Here is a 19,553-nt window from a genome sequence, read left to right on the forward strand (position 1 = left end):
GCTATGGCCTCAATTCGATAACCGTCTTACCGATCCGGATGGGCACGCCGGGGTCGACGGGGAGGGCACGGGTCAGCTGGTTCCCCGCAAGGTAGGTTCCGTTCGTCGAGCCAAGGTCTTCGATGAACCACCGGCTTCCCTGCGGGAACAGCCTCGCGTGCCGGCCGGAGGCATAGTCGTCCTCGAGCACCAGGGTCGCCTCCTGTGCACGGCCGAGCAGGATCGGGCTCGCGGCGAGGTCCAGCGTGGTGCCCGTCAGGGGGCCTTCGGTCACCACGAGCCGGCGGGCCTGGGGCCGGGACGGCGCAGGCTCCTCCACCAGTTCCGGGTGCTTCCGGGCCTGCCTCGGGGTGGGGGTGCCGGTCTTGTTGCGCTGGCCCACCACCAGGTCGCGGCGCAGGGCGCTGACGGTGCTGATCACCAGGATCCACACAAGAAGCAGGAATCCGTAGCGCAGCAGCGTCACGGTCAGTTCGCTCATATCCGGTGTCCACCGTTCTGGACGGGAACCAGTCGGAAGGTCATGCGGGTGCGGCCCATGGTGATCATCGAGCCGTCGGTGAGTTCGGTCTGGCCCTGGACGCGCTGGCCGTTGACGAAGCTGCCGTTGGTCGACCCGAGCTCGATGGCGACGGCCCGTCCACCGTCGGTGCGGATTTCAAGGTGGCGCCGTGAGACGCCGGTGTCCTCGACGAGGATGTCCGCCTCGGAGGACCTGCCAAGGACGATCGACCCGGCGTTCAGTGAGTAGCGCTGGCCGCCGAGTTCGAGGATGGGCTGGTACTGCACGGGCTGGCGCGCGGGGGCCGCCGGTGCGGCGGGCGACCGGGACCCCGGCTGCTTCTCAATACTCGAGTCGACCTCGAAGACACCGGGCTTCAGCGCCGAGTCGTTGGCGAAGGACACGCGCACCGGGCCCTGGAGGGTGTACTGCTGGCTGTTGACGTGCCGGATGACGACGTCGCACAGCTCTTCGGCGAGGGCCGATCCCCACTGTTGGGCCTGTTCGAAGTCAGGATCCGAGAGCCGGGCGGTGAAGACGTTGGGGGCCAGGGTGCGTCCCTCGGCCAGAACCAGCGACTTGTGGTCGAGTTCGCGCCGCAGGGAGCTGGCGATCTCCACGGGCTGGACCCGGGAGCGGGATCCGGTGCTGAAGGCGCCCCGGACCAGCTTTTCCAAGCCACGTTCAACATTGTCGAGAATGCCCATGTGCCACCTCCTAACCGCTCGCTGCCTGATGTCGTGTCCGGTGCCGTGCTCGTGAACTTGTACGGTACCCAAGGTCCCGGGCGAAAGTGCCCAGGACCGTATAAACGCGGGTGCGTTCCCTTCGATACTACTGGGATGGCCTGGTAATAACCTTATTGAGGGCCCGGCCCGCCGCGGCCGCGCCGCCCGGAAGCCCGCCGGGTGCGGGGTGGGTGCGGCGGGGCGCGCGGACTGCCGCCGCGGCTCGTTTAGGTATTTTCTGGGATGCTCCGTTATGCTTATTTCTGCTGTTCACAAGTGAAACCGGAACGAATCGGTGAGCTTGGAAACTTATTTGCGCGAGTGGCGGAACGGCAGACGCGCTGGCTTCAGGTGCCAGTATCCGAAAGGGTGTGGGGGTTCAAATCCCCCCTCGCGCACCAGACAAAACACCCCGGCCCGGCGGCCGGGGTGTTTTTTGTTTTTCAGTGCCTTCTCATGCCAGGTGCCTTCTGTTGTCTGGCATCCGAGGCCGGGCCCGCGGTGGTCAGCGGAAGTCCCGGGAGCGCGTGGTCGCCTTGAGCTGGAGCACCTCGATGCGGTCCGCCACCAGGTTCACGACCCCTTCGGCCGAGCGTTCGAGTATGCCGCGGACAATCACACTGCTGGCTTCCCGGGCCACCCGGCGGTAGCGCTGCCACACGCCCACGGAGCAGATCACATTGACCAGGCCGGTCTCGTCCTCAAGGTTCATGAAGGTGATCCCGCTGGCGGTTGCCGGGCGCTGCCGGTGGGTCACCACCCCTCCTGCCTCAACCCGCCGCCCCGGTTTGGCCACCTGCAGTTCGGCCGCGCTGAGGGCTCCCCGGCGCTTCAGCCTCGCCCGCACATGCCGCACCGGATGGTCATCGGGGGTGATCCCGGTGGCCCACAGATCCGAGCCCACGGTGTCGATCCCCGACAGTTCAGGAAGCAACGGGGGCTGGATGTAGACGGCCGTTCCCTTGATCTGCCCCTCCCGTTCGGTGGCGGCCGGGCCGGCGTTCCACAGCGCCTCCCGCCGGGACAGGCCCATTGAGTCGAACGCCCCTGCGGCGGCGAGCAGTTCGAGCTGCGCGGCAGTGAGTTCGGTGCGCCGGACGAGGTCGCCCATGTCCTCGAAGGGTCCAGAATGAGTGCGCTCGTCCACGATCCTCCGGGCGACCTTCGCGCCGATGGACTGGACGCTGTCCAGGCCGAGGCGCACGGCGTAGTTGCCGTCGCGCCGGTGCCGGGTCGAATCGAACGGGACGCTGCGGTCGAACGGTTCAACCGGCGGCTGCTGGTCCTCGACGCAGCAGTGGGCTCCGGTGGTGCGGCCCCGGCGTTCCGGCCCGGGGGTGAAGCCGGGAAGGGGTTCAAGGCCGGCGTAAACCCCGGAGGAGAGGATATCCGGGCGCAGCACCTGGACCCCGTGGCGGCGGGCATCGGCGACAAGGGTCTGCGGCGAGTAGAAGCCCATGGGCTGGGCCCGCAGCAGCGAGGCAAGGAAGGCCCCCGGGTAGTGGAGCCTCAGCCAGGCGCTGACGTAGACCAGCAGCGCGAAGCTGATGGAGTGGCTTTCCGCGAAGCCGAAGTTCGCGAACGCCTGGATCTTGTTGTAGATGGCATCCGCCGTGTCCGGCGGGATCCCCTTCGCGGCCATGCCCTCGTACAGCCGGGTCTTCAGCGATTCGATCCGTTCCTCACCGCGTTTGGACCCCATGGCACGGCGCAGCAGGTCGGCGTCGGCCCCCGAACAGCCCCCAACCACCATGGCCATCTGCATCAGCTGTTCCTGGAACAGCGGCACACCGAGGGTCCGCTCCAGGACGGGTTCGAGGTCCGGATGGAGGTAGCGGACCTCCTCCTCGCCCATTTTGCGCTTGATATAGGGGTGGACGGCCCCGCCCTGGATGGGCCCGGGCCGCACCAGGGCCACCTCGATGACCAGATCATAGAACTGGCGGGGCTGCAGCCGGGGAAGCATCCCCATCTGGGCCCTGCTCTCCACCTGGAAGACCCCCACCGAATCGGCGAAGCACAGCATGTCGTAGACGCCCTGTTCCTCCTTGGGGATGGTGGCCAGCTCCCATTTCTCGCCGAAGTGCTCCTCCACCAGATCGAAGTTGTACTGGATGGCGGCGAGGATTCCGAGGCCGAGCAGGTCGAACTTCACCAGCCCCATCCACGCGCAGTCGTCCTTGTCCCACTGCAGGACGGTGCGCCCCTCCATCCTTCCATGCTCAATGGGGCATACTTCCCCCACGGGCCGGTCCGTGAGCACCATGCCGCCCGAATGGATGCCCAGATGCCGCGGAAAGGTCAGGATGCTCCGGGCGAGCTCAACCACCGGTTCGGGGATGTCGTGGTCGGTGCTGGAGACAAGGCCTCCCCACCGCTCCACCTGCTTGGACCAGGCATCCTGCTGTCCCGGGCTGTGCCCCAGTGCCTTGGCCATGTCCCGCACCGCGAACTTGGGACGGTAGGTGATGACATTGGCCACCTGGGCGGCATTGAACCGCCCGTACTTGCGGTAGACGTACTGGATGACCTCCTCGCGCCGGTCCGAATCGAAGTCGACGTCGATGTCGGGCTCCTCATCGCGCATGCTGGAGAGGAAACGCTCGAAGGGCAGCTGGTACTTGATCGAATCCACGGCCGTGATCTCCAGCAGGTAGCACACGGCCGAATTGGCCGCCGATCCCCGCCCCTGGCACAGGATGCCCTGGCTTCGTGCGAACTGCACCAGGTCGTGGACGATGAGGAAGTAGCCCGGGAAGTTCTTGCTCTCGATGACATCGAGCTCCCGCTGGATCCGGTCCCGGACCTCCTCCCGGCCGGGATAGAGCCGGTCCGCCCCCTCCCACACAAGCCGGCGCAGGTAGCTCATCTGCGTGTGGCCCTCCGGCAGGTCGAGGTTCGGCAGGCCGGGCCTCACGCTGCGCAGCCGGAACGCCAGGTCCGCCGCAAGGTCGACGGTTCGCTCCACGGCGCCCGGGTACGCCCGAAACCGCGCCGCCATTTCGGCGCCGCTGCGCAGGTGCGCGGTGCCCGCCGCCGGAAGCCAGCCGTCCATCTGGTCGAGGCTCCGGCGCGCCCGCACCGCCGCCAGTGCCGTGGCGGTCCGGTACCGGCCCGGGTCGGCATAGTGAACATTGTTGGTGGCCACCAGCGGCAGGTCCACCCGGGCGGCCAGGGCGGCCAGGGCGTCATTGGTGACGCTGTCCGTGGGATTGCCGTGGTCGAAGAGCTCGACGGCCACATTGTCCCGGCCGAACAGTTCGGCCAGGTGCCGTAGTTCCGCTTCCGCCGCCGGTGCGCCCCCGGAGGCGAGGGCCTGCCGGACCGCGCCCTTCCGGCACCCGGTGAGGATGAAGAAGTGTCCCGCTGACCGCGCGGCGAGCTCCCCGACGTCGTACCGGGGTCTGCCCTTCTCCGCACCGCTGGAGAGCTGGGCCGCGGTGATGGCCCCGGCCAGGCGGTGGTAGCCGGCCGATCCCCGAGCCAGGACCAGCAGGTGGCTGCCTTCGGGATCCGCCTCCCCGTTTTGGGGCTTGGACAGCCCGAGGGAGAGCTCGGCGCCGTAGATGGTGGAGAGCCCCTGGTGCTTCTCGGCCGCCTCGGCGAAGCGGACCGCCCCGTACAGCCCGTCATGGTCGGTCAGTGCGAGTCCCTGCAGCCGGAGCCGCCGCGCCTCCTCAATGAGGTGTTCGGGGCTTGAGGCCCCATCGAGGAAGCTGAAATTCGAGTGAACGTGGAGTTCGGCATAGGGCACCGCGGGCCCGGCCTGCGGTTCGGGGCCGGACGGCTGGGTGTAGGGCTGGCGCTTGCGCGACCAGGCCGGGCTGTCCCCGCCGTCGGCGCCCGGAGGAGGCAGCCCCGGCCGGGTCGAATCCGAAAGATTCCGCTCAAAGTCCGACCACGGTACGGGCGGGTTGCTCCATCCCATGGTCGGCTCCTGATTGTTGCTGTTGCTGTTGCTGTTGCTGTTGGTGGCGGTTCGGCCGGCGCATCGGCCGGCGGGTCAGTGCATCAGTGCATCAGTGGCACTGCATCAGTCATAGGTGGCTTCGGCCCACCACCGGTGGTCCTCGAGGAGGAACAGCCAGGCCGACCCCGACGGATCGACCAGCTGGAACCGGTTCAGGACGCGGCCCGCAGGGTCCCACCAGCGTTCGGTGATCGGCCAGGGCCCGGCCCAGGACTGCACCGGCCACCGCGGTCCGGTGTTCCGGCCGGCCGAAAAAAACGCAGGGTCCGCGCTGAGCACCCCCCGGCCGTCGACGTCGACGCCGTTTCCCGCGGCATCGACGACGACGGCCGGAACCGGTTCGGCAAACACCGTGGCGGGGACGGGCCCGGGCAGCCTCCCGGGCCAGGGCAGGTTCCGGTCCCGGGGGAGCGTGCCGGCGGAACCGGGGGCTGCGTCGCCCCAGGGGATGTAGACGCGGCGGTCCGCCAGGAGGCGCCCGCCGGCAATAATCGCGGTGAGGACGGCGCCGTGGCCGAGCATGCTCTGGATCCGGGCCAGGCCGTGGTGGACGCTCTCGTCCGGGCCCGTTCCCCAGAGCCCGTCGGCGTGGTCGCCGAGGTCCTCCACGGTCACCGGATCCACGTGCACCCGGGTGATGCCCGAGCTCAGGCCGCTGTCGGCGTTCCTTCCCCCCTGCAGCTGCCACCGCACCCGGTCGACCACGTCGTCGGCGTCGAACCAGCGGGGGTGCTGCCAGGTGCGCTCCGACACCTCGCCGGAATCGCTGCTCAACACCACCCGCAGGACCGTGCAGACAAGCCCGGCACCCCGCAGCCGGCCGACGAAGGCTTCGGCGGACATCCGGAAGGCAAAGGCAAGCTGGTCGATGCGGACCAGCGGCGGTTCGAAATCGACGGTGGTGTCCAGCTGCGGCGGGGGTAGGCGCGGCACCACGGCCGTGGAGTCGATCCCGCTGGCCATCCGGTGCGCCAGCGCTCCCTCTTCGCCGAACCGGTTGCGGACATCGGCCGCCTTCAGTGCGGCGAAGTCACCGAGGGAGCGGATCCCCAGGCGCCGCAGCAGCACCGCGAGCTTCGGCTGGTCGAGGACGTCGAGGGGAAATGTGCTGAGGAACCAGGGGGAGCGCCCGGGCGGGATGATGCACAACGGCGCGTCGGCGTCGTCGGTCTCCTCGGCGACCCGCGCCGCCTGCTCGGCGGCGAACAGACCGTCGGCGATCCCGATCCGCACATCCGTCAGGCCGATGGCGGCAAGGGTCGTGAAGACGACGGAGGCCATCTTCTCCTCACTGCCGTAGTAGCGCGAGGGGCCCTTGGCCCGGACCGCGCACAGGCCCGGCCGGAGAACCTGCACCCCGGGCAGGATGGCTTCAACGGCGGCGGTGACCGGTTCGAAGCTGCGCTGGTCGAGGTCCGGGTCGTAGGGCAGGCAGATCAGGTGCGGGCACCGGGCCTGGGCCTCGCGGACCCGCAGCCCGCGGCGGACCCCGTCCTGGCGTGCGGCCGGGGAGCAGGCAAAAACCTCTCCCTTCGCCACCAGGGCAAGGGCCGCATCGGCCTCGAGGGAATGTTCACGCAGGGCGGCCGTGATCGGCCAGTCCGGGCACCACAGCAGAAGGGTCCGGGTGGCGGTGGGCGGGGAGCCGTCTCCGGCGGGTGCGCTGTCCATCAGGAGTTCATCAGGGTGGGCCAGAAGAGGGGATCCCCGCCGTCGGCGGAGCCCGGGGTGCCGTCGCCGGCGGGGAGGTGTCCGCCGGCCGGATCCCGCAGCTTGTGCTGCAGGTCGGCAAGCCAGAGATAGGCGTGCCGGGACCGGCCCGAGGGGTGGGTGGCGGTGATCTTCATCCGGCGGGCGCGCAGGTGGCCCCTCCCGGAGCCCAGTCCCTCCCATACACTCTCGGCGACGCCCAGGGTTGAGTCGCTCTGCTGCCAGCTCCCCAGGGTGATCATGGCGGCCCCGCGCTGCCGGAGCCTCGCCTTGAGCCGGGCCGTATCGGTGGGGGCGAGGTGTTCGGGTGCACGCGTCAGGACCACCGACACCACATCGACCAGGGCCGCGGTCACCGTGAGCCACTGGGCTCCGGGGGCGGGCACCAGGATCAGCCGGTCAAGGTTGATTCCGAATTCCCGCGCGGCCTCCACACTGAACTCGGGCAGCCCGACCACCCCGCACCAGGCCCCCTGCGCCGAGGGCCCGGCCAGCAGCGCCATGGCCAGGGCGGCGGAGTTCCGCACCGAGTAGGAGCCCCCGGACTGCAGGCCGCCGCCGGGCAGGATCCTCGCCAGCGCCGGAACCGTGGGAAGCCGCTTCGAATCCAGCCGGCTGGCCTGCATCTGGTTGATGCGCTGCTGCAGGTCTGCCGGAAGGATGCCCGGGGATGGCGCCGTTACCAGCCGGGGACCGGACGCGCCGGAGCCCGAAAAGGACGGCTCGTCCTGCTCAAGGGCGCCTGCGGCTGGTGGGGTCACGACTCAATATTCGAATACGTGTTCTATTAAGTCAATCGGAGGCCGGAGCCCGGGAAAGGCCTCAAATGTGCTACGCAGTGGAGGAAAACCGTCGTTAAAAGTGGTTCATCCGGACAACGGCTGTTCCGGCGCGGCTACTTCTTGTCCGGCTGTGGAGCGGGGTCCTGCTGGGCCCGCTGGGCGTTGCGCTCCTTGACGCGGGCGGCCTCGGCCCGTACCTCCGCCTGGGTGGCGCGTTCGCTGACGAGCCAGGCCGGGGGATCCTGAAGCAGCGCCGTAATCTGCGCAGTGGTCAGTGCCTCGGTGACGCCGCCGCGGGCGAGCCCGCTGACGGAAATCCCCAGCTTCTGCGCTACCACCGGACGGGGGTGCGGGCCGTTGCGGCGCAGCTCGGCGAGCCACTCCGGCGGGCTCTGCTGCAGTTCGTTGAACTCTCCACGCGTCAGTTCCCGCTCCTGGAATTCCGAGGGGGCGGCGGGCAGGAAAATGCCAAGTTTCTTGGCCGCGGTGGCCGGTTTCATGGTCTGCGGGGTTTTTGCGGGGGTCATGATCCAAGCGTAACCGTCCCCGGCACTGCCCCGGCCGCCGGTGGACTAGGGTGAGGTTGTGCCAGAGTTCAAGCCCCGAACGCTTTCCGTGGGCTTCGTCGCCGGCGTCACCCCGGGCAAATGGGTGGGCCGTTGGCGGGAGCGACACCCCGACGTGCCGCTGGAGCTGCAGCAGTACGGCGACGACGCCGTGGCCGCCCTGCACTCCGCCGCCGCCGACGTCCTCTTTGTCCGGCTTCCCGTGAACCGCGAGAACCTGTTCGTCATCCCGCTGTACGAGGAACAGGCGGTGGTGGTCTCCTCCAAGGAGCATGAAATCTCGCTGTTCGACGAGGTGCCGCTGGCCGAGCTCGAGGCGGAGAACCTGCTCGATGTCGAGGAGTGTGGAGGCCCGGCGGGAGCCGTGGAGGTGGCGGCGTCGGGAGCCGGCGTCGTGGTGCTTCCGATGTCCCTGGCCCGGCTGCATGCCCGCCGGGACGCGGTGCACCGGCCGGTGCCGGAACTTCCGGGAACCACGATCGGCATCGCCTGGCTCGAAGGGAACGACTCGCAGGACGTCGAGGAGTTCATCGGGATCGTGCGCGGCAGGACCGAACGCAGCTCGCGCCAGCCCTCGGCCGCAGACGTCCCGGAGCCACGGAAAAGTGCGTCGCAGAAGGCGTCGGCCCGGAAGGCGGCCCAGCAGGGGTCGAAGCAGCAGGGGTCGAAGAAGGCCGCACCGTCCGGCGCGAAACGTTCCGGCTCTAAGCCCGAGCCCCGGAAGGGCTCCGGGAAAGCGGGAAAGCCAGGCCCGGGGACGCCGCAGAACCGCCGGGGCCGGCGCCGCTGAACCCCTTCCGCACCGTCCGGCCCGGACCGCCCCCGCGAGGCTGCAGGTAACCACGTTCCGAGCGCCGCAAAGGGTGGTGAGCTGCAGTTTCGGCGCAGCCTAGGCCTCGAAGTGCGTCTCGGGCTCGCCCTGGCCGATTGAGGCCACCACGGAGGCGGCGATATCGCGGACCTTCCGGTTGCGGCTGCTTGAGACCGACTTGAGGATGTTGAAGGCCTCCTGCTGGCTGCAGCGGTTCTGGGCCATGATGATCCCGATGGCGATATCGATGGCGGTGCGGGATTTCATCGCCGCCTTGAGGTTCGACACCGAGTCGCTGTGCTGGGCCAGGCGGACCGAGAGCATCAGCGCCTTGGAGGTCTGGCGGACGAAACCCTCGGCGGTGCGGATCGACTCCTCGTCGAAGCCTCCGTTCGTGGAGTACACGTTCAGCGCCGCCATCGTTCCCGCTTCGAGGTCGAAGGGCACCCCAAGGATCGACTGGACGCCGTGCTGCGCAATGTCGGAGAGGTAGTCGGGCCACCGTTCGTCGGTGGCCACGTCGGCCACGTGGACGGTCCGGTGCTCAACGCAGGCGGTCAGGCAGGGCCCGTCCCCATGGCGGTACTGGATCTCGTCGAGTTCCTTGGCCTCGGGGCTGCTGCTGGCCACGGTGCCCGCCCGCCTGCTCCGGAGAAGGGTGACTCCGCAGAGCACCCCGCCGGTGCGGTCAAACAACTGGTTGGCAGAAAACGCCGCGAATTCGTTGAGGAATTCTTCGACGTCGTCGGTTTCGAGGATGAGTTCCTGAAGGTAGTCGGTGGGTGTTTGCCCGGCAACCCTGTCGGCCATGATCTCTGGTCCTGTTTCGTTCGGTCGTCCCAGGTGGAGCATCGGCCGCTGGCGCACCCCAGGGATTCAGGGACCGATGCACAAACTCCGGAAGTGTTCGTGATCGGCCTTCTGCTAGACCGGTTAATAAGCCTACACACTTGCAGGGCACGCATGCGCTCGGCGAGCTGGTCGGTGAACAGCCGGGCACATTGGTCAAATCCAACGGATCTACATATACTAAGCGTACTTATTGTTTGATTATCTTGCGAATCACGTGGAGTCCCAGCCGGGACGCGGAGAGCGGTTCCGGCCCACCCCAAGGAGGAATGCGTTATGGCAACAGTCCAGGAATCGATCGAAGTTTCGGTACCGGTCAGCACGGCCTACAACCAGTGGACACAGTTCGAAACCTTCCCCAAGTTCATGGGCGGCGTCGACTCGGTGACCCAGCTTTCGGCCACCTCCACCCACTGGGTGACGAGCATCGGCGGCGTGAAGCGGGAGTTCGATGCCGAGATCACCGAGCAGCACCCCGATGAGCGGGTGGCGTGGAAAAGCACCGACGGCGAATCCCATGCCGGTGTGGTGACTTTCCACCGGATCGACGACAACACCACCCGGTTGATGGTGCAGCTCGACTGGCACCCGGAAACCTTCAGCGAGAAGATCGGCTCGGTGGTCAAGGCCGACAAGCGCCAGGTGAAGGCCGACCTCAAGCGGTTCAAGGAGTTCATCGAGAAGAGCGGCGGTGAGAGCGGCGCCTGGCGCGGAGACATCAGCGCGCCCCCGAGCGGAGTCAGCTCGGAGGCATCACCGGCCAACGGCGACCTTCCGGACCTGTCCCTCGACGATCCGGAGTCGGGAGGACCGCGCGCCGGTCAATAGGCGCAGACCCGGAGCATGAACGACGACGGCGGGGCACCAACCGGTGCCCCGCTGTTGTTCTGCCCGTCCCCGGGAAGGCGCTGTCAGCCCTTCGTCACGGTGATCCCGGCGATCGACTCCATGGCCCGGCGGGAGAGCTCGGCCGAGAGCGGGGCGCTCTTCGCGGCCTCGGCCGCCTCCTGCTGGCCTTCCTCGCTCACCGCATACTCGCCGAACGCCTTGGCCACCTCGGCCGACTGTTCGTTCTCATAGCTCGTGCAGTAGATGTGGTAGGAAACGAGCACGAGGGGGTAAGCCCCCGGGGCCGTCGTCGTGCGGTCAAGTTCGAGGGACATGTCGTAGTCGGGGCGGCCGGGAACCATCGAGGCGAGGTCGACGGCGGCCGCAGCGGCTTCGGCGCTGACGGGCACGTACTCGCTGCCCACGCGCAGGTTCACCCGTCCAAGGGGCGGTCCGACGGCGGAGTCGTCGGCGTAGGTCACGGCACCCTCGGTGCCCGAGACGGTGCTGACCACCCCGGAGTTGCCCTTGGAGTTCTCCCCGCCGATGTTTCCGGGCCAGGTGCCGTCGGGCTCATCGGTCCAGATCTCGGGCACCACGGCGTGGAGGTAGTCCGTGAAGTTTTCGGTGGTTCCGGAGTCATCGGACCTGCTGACAGGGGCGATGCGCGTCACGGGCAGGTCGACGCCCGGGTTCTGCGAGGCGATCTCCGGGTCGTTCCAGACGGTGATCTCACCGCGGAAGATCTTGGCGATGGCCGCCGCGTCGAGGTTCAGTTCGGTGATGCCCGGGAGGTTGAAGGCGATGCTGATAGGGGAGACGTAGGCGGGAATGTTGAAGGCGCCGTCCGGCCCGCAGGCCTCGGTCGATTCGGCGAGCTCCTCGTCGCTGAGGTACGCGTCGGACCCGGCGAAGGTCACCGCCCCGGCCAGGAGCGCTCCGCGACCGGCACCGGAGCCATCGGGGGAGTACTGCACCTGGGCGCGTGGGTTGACTGTGGCGAAGGCCGCCCGCCAGGCCTCCATGGCGGGTCCCTGCGCCGATGAGCCGGCGCCGGTGATGGCCCCCTGGAGCTTCGAATCGGCGTTGCGTGCCGCTGCTTCCTGCTCCGGGCCCAGGGGGTAATCGGACCCGCAGGCGCTGAGCGTTACCCCGAGGAGAACGGCGGAGAGGGCTGCGGTGAGGCGGGGAGGTACGGGTTTCACCCGGTCTACGTTACAGGCCCGGGTGCGGCGTCTCAGAGCGAGCGCCACGCCCCGCTGGTGAGGTGCGATCCTGCCTGCGGGCCCATCTGGAGCATCCCGCCGTCCACCACGAACGATGCCCCGTTGACGTAGCTTGAGGCCGGCGAGGCGAGGAAGGCGATGACCGCAGCGACCTCCTTCGCGTCGCCGGGACGGCCCACCGGAATGCCCGGCCGGTCGACGGTTTGGGGGTCCACGTCTTCGGCGTCGTTCATGGGGGTCGATATCTCCCCGGGCAGCACGGCGTTGGCCGTAATGCCCCGGTCGGCCAGCTCCAGGGCGATGGTCCGCACCAGCCCGCCGAGCCCGTGCTTGGAGGCGTCGTACGCCGCGGAACCGACCCGGGGCTGCTCCTGGTGCACGCTGGTGACCGCGATGATGCGCCCTCCCCGGCCGGCCTTGACCATCCGGGCCGCGGCCCGTTGGATGCAGACGAACGCCCCATCGAGGTTCGCGGCGAGGGTGCCGCGCCAGGTGTCCCAGTCGGTCTCGAGGAACAGGGTGCCGCCCTTGACCCCGGCGTTGTTGACGAAGACGTCGACGCCGCCGAGCTCCTCGGCCATCGCATCCACCACGTCGCCGCAGGCGGGAGCGTCGGTGGTGTCGAGCTGGGCGACGACGGCCTTCCGCCCGAAGGCGCGGACTCCGCGGGCGGTCTCCTCCGCCCCCTCTAAGTCCGAGTGCCAGGTGATGCCGACATCGAGGCCGGCCTCGGCCAGGGCCAGCGCGGTGGCCCTGCCGATCCCCGAATCGGATCCCGTGACGATGGCTGTGGCGGGAGAAAAATCCATCCCGCCATCCTTTCCGCAGGCGCTGGTGTTTGCAAGGAGAATCCGCTGGCTGAAAAGGCGAAGGCCGGGCCGGGCGCTCGGTGCGCCCGGCCCGGCCCGGGAACGGGAGAGCCCTGCAGCTCCTAGGCTTCGACGGTCTTCTGCCCGGATCCGCCCTCGACGGACCCGCCCTTGACGGCCTCGGAATCGGTTCCCGACATGATCTCGATCTTCCGCGGCTTTGCCCGCTCGGTCACGGGGATGTTGACGCTCAGCACGCCGTTCTCGTAACGGGCCGAGATGGCGTCGATGTCGATCCCCTGGCCGAGGTTGAGCTGGCGGAGGAAGGATCCGCTCTCGCGCTCGCGGGTCAGCCACTTGACCCCTTCGGCCCCGCGCAGGGTGCGCTCGGCCCGGATGGTGAGCAGCTGGCCGTCGACGTCAATATCGACGGAGCCCGGATCGATGCCCGGAAGGTCGGCGGCCAGGATGTAGTGGTCGCCCTCGCGGTACAGGTCCATGGGCATCAGGCGCAGCCCCTGCCGGGGCTCCAGCAGCGTGCCGGCGACGCGGTCCAATTCCCGGAACGGGTCGAACTTCATGGCCATTTGAAAACAACTCCTTCGCACAACGGCCACCGACGGTGGTGGTTTTTCGTCTACCAGAGTTGAGCGGGTTCCGCTCAACCCGCAGTTAAATTAGCACTCTCAGGGGTAGAGTGCCAAGTGGTAAGCCGACTTTTTTTGAGGTTCCACCATGCCGGACAGCGCAGGCGGGATACGGCCGGCGGGCCGGCCGTGCCTGGAAGGGGAACGGGGTAGGGAAGCCGGCGCATAAGGGGCTTAAATACGCAGCCCTCCCGCAGAAAAGACTGCGGGAGGGCGAGTGGTGCCTGCGCGGGGCCTCGATCCCCGGGCCTTCCGCGTGTGAAGCGGATGCTCTACCAGACTGAGCTACACAGGCGAATGGTTCTTCAATAGCTTAGGCCATTTCCCGCTCGCTCCAAACCCGGCCCCCGCGGAGTACCGGGCAAGGGCCCGGGCTGCGGACCGCTCCGGTTCCGTGCGCCGCCCGGTAGACTGGATGGTGGTGAGCCGGGAAGTCTGGTCGGCGCTGTCTCAAGCGACCGCCGACACAAGGAGCTTTTCTTGTCCTCCAACCCCTCCCCACCCGTAAACCCCTCCGGCAGGCCCGCGGCCAAGCGGGTCTTCACCCGGGCCAGCTACCCCGAACACCTACGGATTTCCTCGATCCTGCGCAGGGAGACGGTAGGCGGAGCGCTCCTGCTCCTTGCGACGACACTGGCACTGATCCTCGCCAACACCCCCGCCGCCGACGGCTACTTCGCCCTGCGCGACACCAGATTCGGCTACGAACCGCTGCACCTCGAACTCAGTTTCGGGGCCTGGGCGGCCGACGGCCTGCTTGCCATCTTCTTCTTCCTCGCCGGGCTCGAACTGAAGCGCGAGTTCGTGGCCGGTGACCTGAGACGCTTCGACCGGGCCATCGTTCCGGTGGCTGCCGCTGTAGGCGGCGTCGTGGTGCCCGCACTGATCTACGTTGCGGTGATCCTGGGCAGCGGCTCGGACGCGCTGCGCGGGTGGGCGATTCCCACGGCCACCGACATCGCCTTTGCCCTGGCGGTGCTTGCCGTCGTCGGATCCCATCTTCCCGGGGCACTGCGGATCTTCCTGCTCACCCTCGCCGTCGTTGACGACCTGATCGCCATCAGCATCATCGCCTTCTTCTATTCAGGGGACATCGCCGCCTCGCCCCTGCTGCTGGCAGTGCTTCCGCTTGCCCTCTACGCCTTCCTCGCCCACCGCTTCTCCCGGTTCTTCCAGCGCCACGCGGCGGCCCCGTGGCTGATCCTGCTGCCCCTCGGGTTCATCGTCTGGGCGCTGGTGCATGCCTCCGGGGTCCACGCCACGGTAGCGGGGGTGCTGCTCGGCTTCGCCGTTCCGGTCCGGCCTGCAGGGAAAGCCCGGCCCGGGGACCCGGCCGTGCCGGAGGAAGAGGGGCTCGCGGACACCATGGAACACCGCCTCCGGCCGCTGTCGGCAGGTGTCGCAGTCCCGGTCTTCGCCTTCTTCTCGGCGGGGGTGACGATCGGCGGCGCCTCGGGGTTCCTCAACGCCATCACCGACCCGATCGCCGTGGGTATCGTCCTGGCGCTGGTGGTGGGAAAGCCGATCGGCATCCTGCTGGCAGTCTGGCTCGTGACCAAAGCCGAAAAGGCCAACCTCGACCCCGACCTGTCCTGGGTGGATATTGTCGGAGCCGCCCTGCTGGCCGGCATCGGGTTCACCGTCTCCCTGCTCATTGCGGAGCTCGGCTTCGGCCAGGGCACCGCCGAGGACGACCATGCGAAGGTCGCGGTGCTGATCGGCTCGCTCCTCGCCGCGCTCGCCGCATCCGTCATCCTGCGCTCACGCAACCGCCACTACCGGCAGATCGAAGCCAAGGAGTCGGTCGACGCCGACCAGGACGGCGTCCCGGACGTGTTCGAGGAACGCTAGCGACGCACCAGCCAGGCCAGGGTCAGGGCCCCGGCGGTCCTGCGGAACCCGCTGTGGCCGGCGGCGGTCTCAAGGACGGCCCAGATCGCGAGGCTGGCGGTGCTGGCCTGGCCGAGCACCCTGCGGTTTTCATCCTTCAGGGCCATCAGGGACGCCGCGCCGAGCCCGGCCCAGGCCAGGATCAGGGCATTGGGACGCTGGGCGATGCCCTGCCTGCCGTGGGAGTCGGTGAAGAAACCCATTACGCTCCCTTCTTCTTGGAACTGCTCGAGTCCTTCTTGCCGCCGGACTTCTTCTCGCGGTTTTTCTCGACACTGCGGCGCAGGGCCTCCATCAGGTCGAGGACATTGGTGTCGTCCTCCTCCGCCGACGCGCCGAAGGTCTCCTCGGTGCTCAGGGTGTCGCCCTTCTCGATCTTCGCGTCGATCAGGGTGCGCAGCTGCACCTGATACTCGTCGGTGAAGTTTTCAGGATCGAAATCCGTCGAGAAGGAATCGACGAGGGCCGCGGACATCTGCTTCTCCTTGGCGGAGATGCGCACCTTTTCCTCGAGTGCGGGGAAGGAGGCCTCGCGCACCTCGTCGTCCCAGAGCAGCGACTGGAGCATGAGGACCTCACCGCGGACCCGCAGCGCACCGAGCCGGCTCTTCTGCCGGAGGGAGAACTGGACGATCGCCGTCCGGTCGGTTTCCTCGAGGGTCCTGCGGAGCAGCACGTAGGCCTTGGTGGAGGCCGAATCGGGCTCGAGGTAGTAGGAGCGGTCGTACATGATGGGGTCGATCTGGTCGCTGGGAACGAACTCGACGACCTCGATCTCTCGGCTTTTCTCGACCGGGAGCGAGCCCAGGTCCTCCTCCGTCAGCACCACTGTGTGCTCACCGTCGTCGTAGGCCTTGTCGATGTTCTTGTAGTCGACCACTTCCCCGCAGATTTCACACCGGCGCTGGTAGCGGATCCGCCCGCCGTCCTTGTCGTGGACCTGGTGGAGGCCGATGTCGTGGTCTTCGGTGGCGCTGTACACCTTCACGGGCACGTTCACCAGCCCGAACGCGACGGCTCCCTTCCAGATGGCTCTCATGGAACAAGTGAACACCACCGGCAGCACACCTAGCCAGAGCCGGTTTTTCCGCGGTCTACGATGGATAGGTGACTTCCTCCACCGCAGAACCGACAGCAAGCCGCACCACCACCGACGACGGCGCACCCGCCCTGCGCTTCGAGATGCGGTTCGCTGTCCCGCCGGCGGTGCTGTGGAAGCACCTGACGGATCCGGGCAAGCTCAAGTACTGGTTCCCCGCCGAAATGGACATCCTGCCGCGCCGGGACGCCGAGGTCATCTTCAAGCTGCCGGGCCAGCGCCCGCTGAAGGGCACGGTGCTTGAGGCCTCGAAGCCCACCGTGCTGGCCTTCACCTGGGACCGGGAGGTCCTGCGGTGGGAGTTCACGCGCCAGGAGGACGGCGGCACCCTGCTGGTGCTGACGATTTCGCCCGCGGATTCCGCCCAGATCGCCGTTTCCGCCGCCGGCTGGCACCTGACCCTGATGGGCCTCGACGACTACCTCAATGAGCGCAGCCTCGGCCAGGATCCGGCCCTCTGGCAGGTCTACGTCGACCGGTACACCTCCCAGTTCTCGTCCTGACCCGCCGCACCGGGTGAGGCCGCCGGGAGGATCCGCGGCCTCCCGATAGTGGAATTCGGCGCCCATCCGGACAACACTAGGGAAATGGCTCTCCCGGGTTCCCGCAACGTGCAGACCGTCACGGTCGACGGGCGTTCCCTGCGGCTCTCGAGCCTGGACAAGGTGCTGTACCCGGAGACCGGCACCACCAAGGCCGATGTGCTGGCGTACTACGCGGCGGTGGCCGAGCCCCTGATCCGGCATGCCCGCGACCGGCCCGCGACCCGCAAGCGCTGGGTGCACGGGGTGGGGACCGCCGACGCCCCCGGCCAGGTTTTCTTCCAAAAGAACCTCGACGCCGCGGCTCCGGCCTGGCTGCCCCGCCACCCGATCCGGCACAAGGACCACACGAACGTGTACCCGGTGGTGAACGATCTGGCCACCCTCACCTGGTTCGGTCAGATCGGGGCCCTGGAGGTCCATGTGCCCCAGTGGCGGTTCGGCCCGCACTCGGCGGTGGGCAACCCGGACCGGATGGTGCTGGACCTTGACCCCGGGCCGGGAGCGGGCCTGCCCGAGTGCGCCGAGGTGGCACGGCTGGCCCGGGAGATCCTCACCGGCATGGGCCTTGAGCCGTGGCCGGTGACAAGCGGCTCCAAGGGCCTCCACCTGTACTGCCGGCTGGACGGGAAGCTGACCTCCGAGCAGGTCTCCGGCGTCGCGCACGAGCTGGCCCGCGCCCTTGAGGCCGACCACCCCGACCTGGCGGTCAGCGACATGAAGAAGTCCCTGCGCGGCGGGCGCGTCCTGGTGGACTGGAGCCAGAACAACCGGAACAAGACCACCGTGGCGCCGTATTCGCTGCGCGGACGCTTCCACCCGACCGTCGCCGCGCCGCGCACCTGGGCCGAGCTCGACGACCCGGACCTGGCCCACCTCGATTACCGGGAGGTGCTGCGGCGCGTCCGGGAGCAGGGGGACATCCTGGCCGGCCTCGACCTCGACCCGCAGGACGGTTCCGGCACCGCCGGCTCCGCCCCGGACCGCCTGACCCAGTACCGGGCCATGCGCGACGCCGGCAGGACCCCGGAGCCCGTCCCGGAAGCCGTCGGACCGCCCGGGGGCAACAGCTTCGTCATCCAGGAACACCATGCGCGCCGCCTCCACTACGACCTCCGGCTGGAGCGCGAGGGCGTGCTCGTCTCGTGGGCCCTGCCCAAGGGCCCGCCCGCCACGCCGGACCGGAACCATCTGGCGGTCCAGACGGAGGACCACCCGCTGGAATACGGGACCTTCGAGGGAAGTATTCCCAAGGGGGAATACGGGGCGGGCGAGATGAGCATCTGGGATGCGGGGACCTACGAGCTGGAAAAGTGGCGCGACGGCAAGGAGGTGATCTGCACCCTGTACGGGAGGCAGGACGGCGGCCTGGCCCGCTCCGGCAGCGCCGTCCGGCGGTACGCCCTGATCAACACCGGCGGCTCCGGGTCGGGAGGACGGAACTGGCTCATCCACCTTATGAAGGACCAGCCGGCCGGAATCTCCTCCGGTGCCGCCTCCGGCGCTTCCTCCCCCGAGAGCGGGCCCGACGCCCCCGCAACCGGCCCGGCCGGACTCCCCGTCCCGGTTGCGCCGGCGGATCGTCCGGTGGCCGGGCCCGGCGCCGCCCCGGACTTCGTGCCGCCCATGCTGGCGGCCCTGGCCACCTCCACGGTCCTGCCCGATGAATCCGACTTCGCGTTCGAGCTGAAGTGGGACGGGGTGCGGGCCATCGCCCTCGTCGCGGCCGGCGGCGTTCGCCTGATCAGCCGCAACGGCAACGACATGAGCCTGCTCTACCCCGAACTGGGGGACCTCGCCGACTGTGTGAATGCCGAGACGGCGGTGCTCGACGGCGAGATCGTGGCCCTCAACGCCAGCGGCCGGCCCGACTTCAGTCTGCTGCAGACCCGGATGAAACTCACCTCGGCCTCCGAGATCGACGCCGCCCGGGCGACCACACCGGTCCGGCTCATGCTCTTCGACCTCCTCGGCCTCGACGGCACCTCCCTGCTCCCGCTCGGGTACAGCAACCGCAGGGAGATCCTCGAAGGCGCGGTCAGCGCCCCGAAGGACGGGCATATCCAGGTTCCGGGGCAGCTTGACGCCACCCTGGCCGAGGCTGTCGAGGCCAGCAGGGACCTGGGGCTGGAGGGCATCGTCGCCAAGCGCCGGAGCAGCGTGTACCGGCCCGGAACCCGCACGGAGGCGTGGCTGAAGATCAAGCACCAGCGCACCCAGGAGGTGGTGGTGGTGGGCTGGCGTCCGGGGAAGGGCAACCGCGCCTCAAAGATCGGCTCCCTCCTGGTCGCGGTGCCCGACGGGGTGAACCTGAAGTACCTCGGCCGCGTCGGCTCCGGGCTCACCGACCGGGAGCTGGCCGAGGTCGGGGGCCGCCTCAAGAAGATGGCCCGCAAGACGGCGCCGCTGCCCGACGTTCCCGCCCCCGACGCCGCGGACGCGCGCTGGGTGCGCCCGGCCCTCGTCGGCGAGGTCCAGTACAGCGAACGCACCGGCGGGGGCCGGCTGCGGCACCCGGTCTGGCGCGGCTGGCGGCCGGATAAGAAACCCTCCGATGTGACCGTCGAAAACTGAGAACCGGCCGGCGGAGCGTC

General features: G+C 68.6%; 17 protein-coding genes and 2 tRNA genes. 6 read left to right on the forward strand and 13 right to left on the reverse strand.

The annotated features are described in order from the left end of the window. Nucleotide 1: 1 nt before the first annotated feature. Nucleotides 2-481 (reverse strand): FHA domain-containing protein, encoded by a 480-nt coding sequence (locus I6N91_RS12545; RefSeq protein WP_198813020.1) that lies wholly within the window; start codon nt 479-481, stop codon nt 2-4. Further along, on the reverse strand, nt 478-1,209 hold the full coding sequence (locus I6N91_RS12550) for a DUF3662 and FHA domain-containing protein (RefSeq protein ID WP_198813022.1): 732 nt from the start codon (nt 1,207-1,209) through the stop codon (nt 478-480). Before I6N91_RS12550 ends, I6N91_RS12545 begins: the two co-directional genes overlap by 4 nt. A gap of 336 nt (nt 1,210-1,545) precedes the next feature. Between I6N91_RS12550 and I6N91_RS12555 the strand changes: the two genes are divergently transcribed. After that, nucleotides 1,546-1,631: transfer RNA gene (locus I6N91_RS12555), tRNA-Leu, on the forward strand. Nucleotides 1,632-1,735: 104 nt separating this feature from the next. Here the strand turns inward: I6N91_RS12555 and I6N91_RS12560 are convergent. From I6N91_RS12560 to I6N91_RS12575, 4 genes are all read right to left on the reverse strand, one after another. Next, nucleotides 1,736-5,158, reverse strand: a complete 3,423-nt coding sequence (locus I6N91_RS12560; RefSeq protein ID WP_198813025.1) for an error-prone DNA polymerase — start codon at nt 5,156-5,158, stop codon at nt 1,736-1,738. 105 nt (nt 5,159-5,263) lie between these two features. Next, entirely contained in the window at nt 5,264-6,871 is a 1,608-nt protein-coding gene (locus I6N91_RS12565) for a DNA polymerase Y family protein (RefSeq protein WP_198813028.1), read from the reverse strand. Beyond that, complete coding sequence (locus I6N91_RS12570) at nt 6,871-7,671, reverse strand: hypothetical protein (RefSeq protein ID WP_198813031.1); 801 nt, start codon at nt 7,669-7,671, stop codon at nt 6,871-6,873. The genes I6N91_RS12565 and I6N91_RS12570 overlap by 1 nt, the downstream gene beginning before the upstream one ends. Nucleotides 7,672-7,805: 134 nt before the next feature. Next, nucleotides 7,806-8,219: a DUF5997 family protein gene (locus I6N91_RS12575; protein WP_198813033.1), complete on the reverse strand. Its 414-nt coding sequence runs from the start codon at nt 8,217-8,219 to the stop codon at nt 7,806-7,808. A gap of 58 nt (nt 8,220-8,277) precedes the next feature. Here I6N91_RS12575 and I6N91_RS12580 point away from each other — a divergent pair, with 58 nt between their 5' ends. Further along, the gene (locus tag I6N91_RS12580; protein WP_198813035.1) at nt 8,278-9,048 is read left to right on the forward strand and encodes a LysR family transcriptional regulator substrate-binding protein; all 771 of its coding nucleotides are present in this window, start codon (nt 8,278-8,280) and stop codon (nt 9,046-9,048) included. 99 nt (nt 9,049-9,147) lie between these two features. Here the strand turns inward: I6N91_RS12580 and I6N91_RS12585 are convergent, their stop codons facing one another. Then, nucleotides 9,148-9,879 carry a GAF and ANTAR domain-containing protein gene (locus tag I6N91_RS12585; protein ID WP_198813036.1) on the reverse strand — a complete coding sequence of 244 codons (732 nt, stop codon included), beginning with the start codon at nt 9,877-9,879 and terminating at the stop codon, nt 9,148-9,150. A 315-nt stretch (nt 9,880-10,194) separates the two neighbouring features. On the opposite strand from I6N91_RS12585, the gene I6N91_RS12590 reads away from it, so the two are divergent. After that, a complete protein-coding gene (locus tag I6N91_RS12590) occupies nt 10,195-10,746 on the forward strand; it encodes an SRPBCC family protein (RefSeq protein ID WP_198813037.1) in 552 nt (183 codons plus the stop codon). An 83-nt stretch (nt 10,747-10,829) separates the two neighbouring features. Here I6N91_RS12590 and pstS read toward each other — a convergent pair whose 3' ends face one another. The 4 genes from pstS to I6N91_RS12610 form a co-directional block, all read right to left on the reverse strand. Continuing rightward, on the reverse strand, nt 10,830-11,951 hold the full coding sequence (gene pstS / locus I6N91_RS12595; RefSeq protein ID WP_198813038.1) for a phosphate ABC transporter substrate-binding protein PstS: 1,122 nt from the start codon (nt 11,949-11,951) through the stop codon (nt 10,830-10,832). A 32-nt stretch (nt 11,952-11,983) separates the two neighbouring features. Then, complete coding sequence (locus I6N91_RS12600; protein WP_198813039.1) at nt 11,984-12,781, reverse strand: SDR family oxidoreductase; 798 nt, start codon at nt 12,779-12,781, stop codon at nt 11,984-11,986. Between the two features lie 122 nt (nt 12,782-12,903). After that, entirely contained in the window at nt 12,904-13,368 is a 465-nt protein-coding gene (locus tag I6N91_RS12605) for an Hsp20/alpha crystallin family protein (protein WP_198813040.1), read from the reverse strand. A 278-nt stretch (nt 13,369-13,646) separates the two neighbouring features. Beyond that, a tRNA-Val gene (locus tag I6N91_RS12610) sits at nt 13,647-13,723 on the reverse strand. 185 nt (nt 13,724-13,908) lie between these two features. On the opposite strand from I6N91_RS12610, the gene nhaA reads away from it, so the two are divergent. Beyond that, entirely contained in the window at nt 13,909-15,279 is a 1,371-nt protein-coding gene (nhaA, locus tag I6N91_RS12615) for a Na+/H+ antiporter NhaA (RefSeq protein ID WP_198813043.1), read from the forward strand. Here nhaA and I6N91_RS12620 read toward each other — a convergent pair. Then, on the reverse strand, nt 15,276-15,521 hold the full coding sequence (locus I6N91_RS12620; RefSeq protein WP_198813046.1) for a hypothetical protein: 246 nt from the start codon (nt 15,519-15,521) through the stop codon (nt 15,276-15,278). The genes nhaA and I6N91_RS12620 overlap by 4 nt on opposite strands. Further along, nucleotides 15,521-16,357, reverse strand: a complete 837-nt coding sequence (locus I6N91_RS12625; protein ID WP_198813048.1) for a Ku protein — start codon at nt 16,355-16,357, stop codon at nt 15,521-15,523. Before I6N91_RS12625 ends, I6N91_RS12620 begins: the two co-directional genes overlap by 1 nt. A 68-nt stretch (nt 16,358-16,425) precedes the next feature. Here I6N91_RS12625 and I6N91_RS12630 point away from each other — a divergent pair, with 68 nt between their 5' ends. Together I6N91_RS12630 and I6N91_RS12635 are read left to right on the forward strand one after the other, a co-directional pair. Then, a complete protein-coding gene (locus tag I6N91_RS12630) occupies nt 16,426-16,920 on the forward strand; it encodes an SRPBCC domain-containing protein (protein ID WP_198813050.1) in 495 nt (164 codons plus the stop codon). An 84-nt stretch (nt 16,921-17,004) separates the two neighbouring features. Next, complete coding sequence (locus tag I6N91_RS12635; protein WP_198813052.1) at nt 17,005-19,533, forward strand: ATP-dependent DNA ligase; 2,529 nt, start codon at nt 17,005-17,007, stop codon at nt 19,531-19,533. The last annotated feature ends 20 nt before the right edge of the window (nt 19,534-19,553 follow it).

The sequence above is a fragment of the Arthrobacter sp. MSA 4-2 genome (genome assembly GCF_016405885.1).
Lineage (GTDB): Bacteria > Actinomycetota > Actinomycetes > Actinomycetales > Micrococcaceae > Arthrobacter_D.

Bases quoted from the DNA above. Each gene is read 5' to 3' on its own strand.
- I6N91_RS12575 (WP_198813033.1), bottom strand. From the start codon at position 8,219: ATGACCCCCGCAAAAACCCCGCAGACCATGAAACCGGCCACCGCGGCC.
- I6N91_RS12550 (WP_198813022.1), bottom strand. From the start codon at position 1,209: ATGGGCATTCTCGACAATGTTGAACGTGGCTTGGAAAAGCTGGTCCGG.
- I6N91_RS12545 (WP_198813020.1), bottom strand. From the start codon at position 481: ATGAGCGAACTGACCGTGACGCTGCTGCGCTACGGATTCCTGCTTCTT.
- I6N91_RS12605 (WP_198813040.1), bottom strand. From the start codon at position 13,368: ATGGCCATGAAGTTCGACCCGTTCCGGGAATTGGACCGCGTCGCCGGC.
- I6N91_RS12600 (WP_198813039.1), bottom strand. From the start codon at position 12,781: ATGGATTTTTCTCCCGCCACAGCCATCGTCACGGGATCCGATTCGGGG.
- I6N91_RS12620 (WP_198813046.1), bottom strand. From the start codon at position 15,521: ATGGGTTTCTTCACCGACTCCCACGGCAGGCAGGGCATCGCCCAGCGT.
- I6N91_RS12635 (WP_198813052.1), top strand. From the start codon at position 17,005: ATGGCTCTCCCGGGTTCCCGCAACGTGCAGACCGTCACGGTCGACGGG.
- I6N91_RS12625 (WP_198813048.1), bottom strand. From the start codon at position 16,357: ATGAGAGCCATCTGGAAGGGAGCCGTCGCGTTCGGGCTGGTGAACGTG.
- I6N91_RS12590 (WP_198813037.1), top strand. From the start codon at position 10,195: ATGGCAACAGTCCAGGAATCGATCGAAGTTTCGGTACCGGTCAGCACG.
- I6N91_RS12560 (WP_198813025.1), bottom strand. From the start codon at position 5,158: ATGGGATGGAGCAACCCGCCCGTACCGTGGTCGGACTTTGAGCGGAAT.
- I6N91_RS12585 (WP_198813036.1), bottom strand. From the start codon at position 9,879: ATGGCCGACAGGGTTGCCGGGCAAACACCCACCGACTACCTTCAGGAA.
- I6N91_RS12565 (WP_198813028.1), bottom strand. From the start codon at position 6,871: ATGGACAGCGCACCCGCCGGAGACGGCTCCCCGCCCACCGCCACCCGG.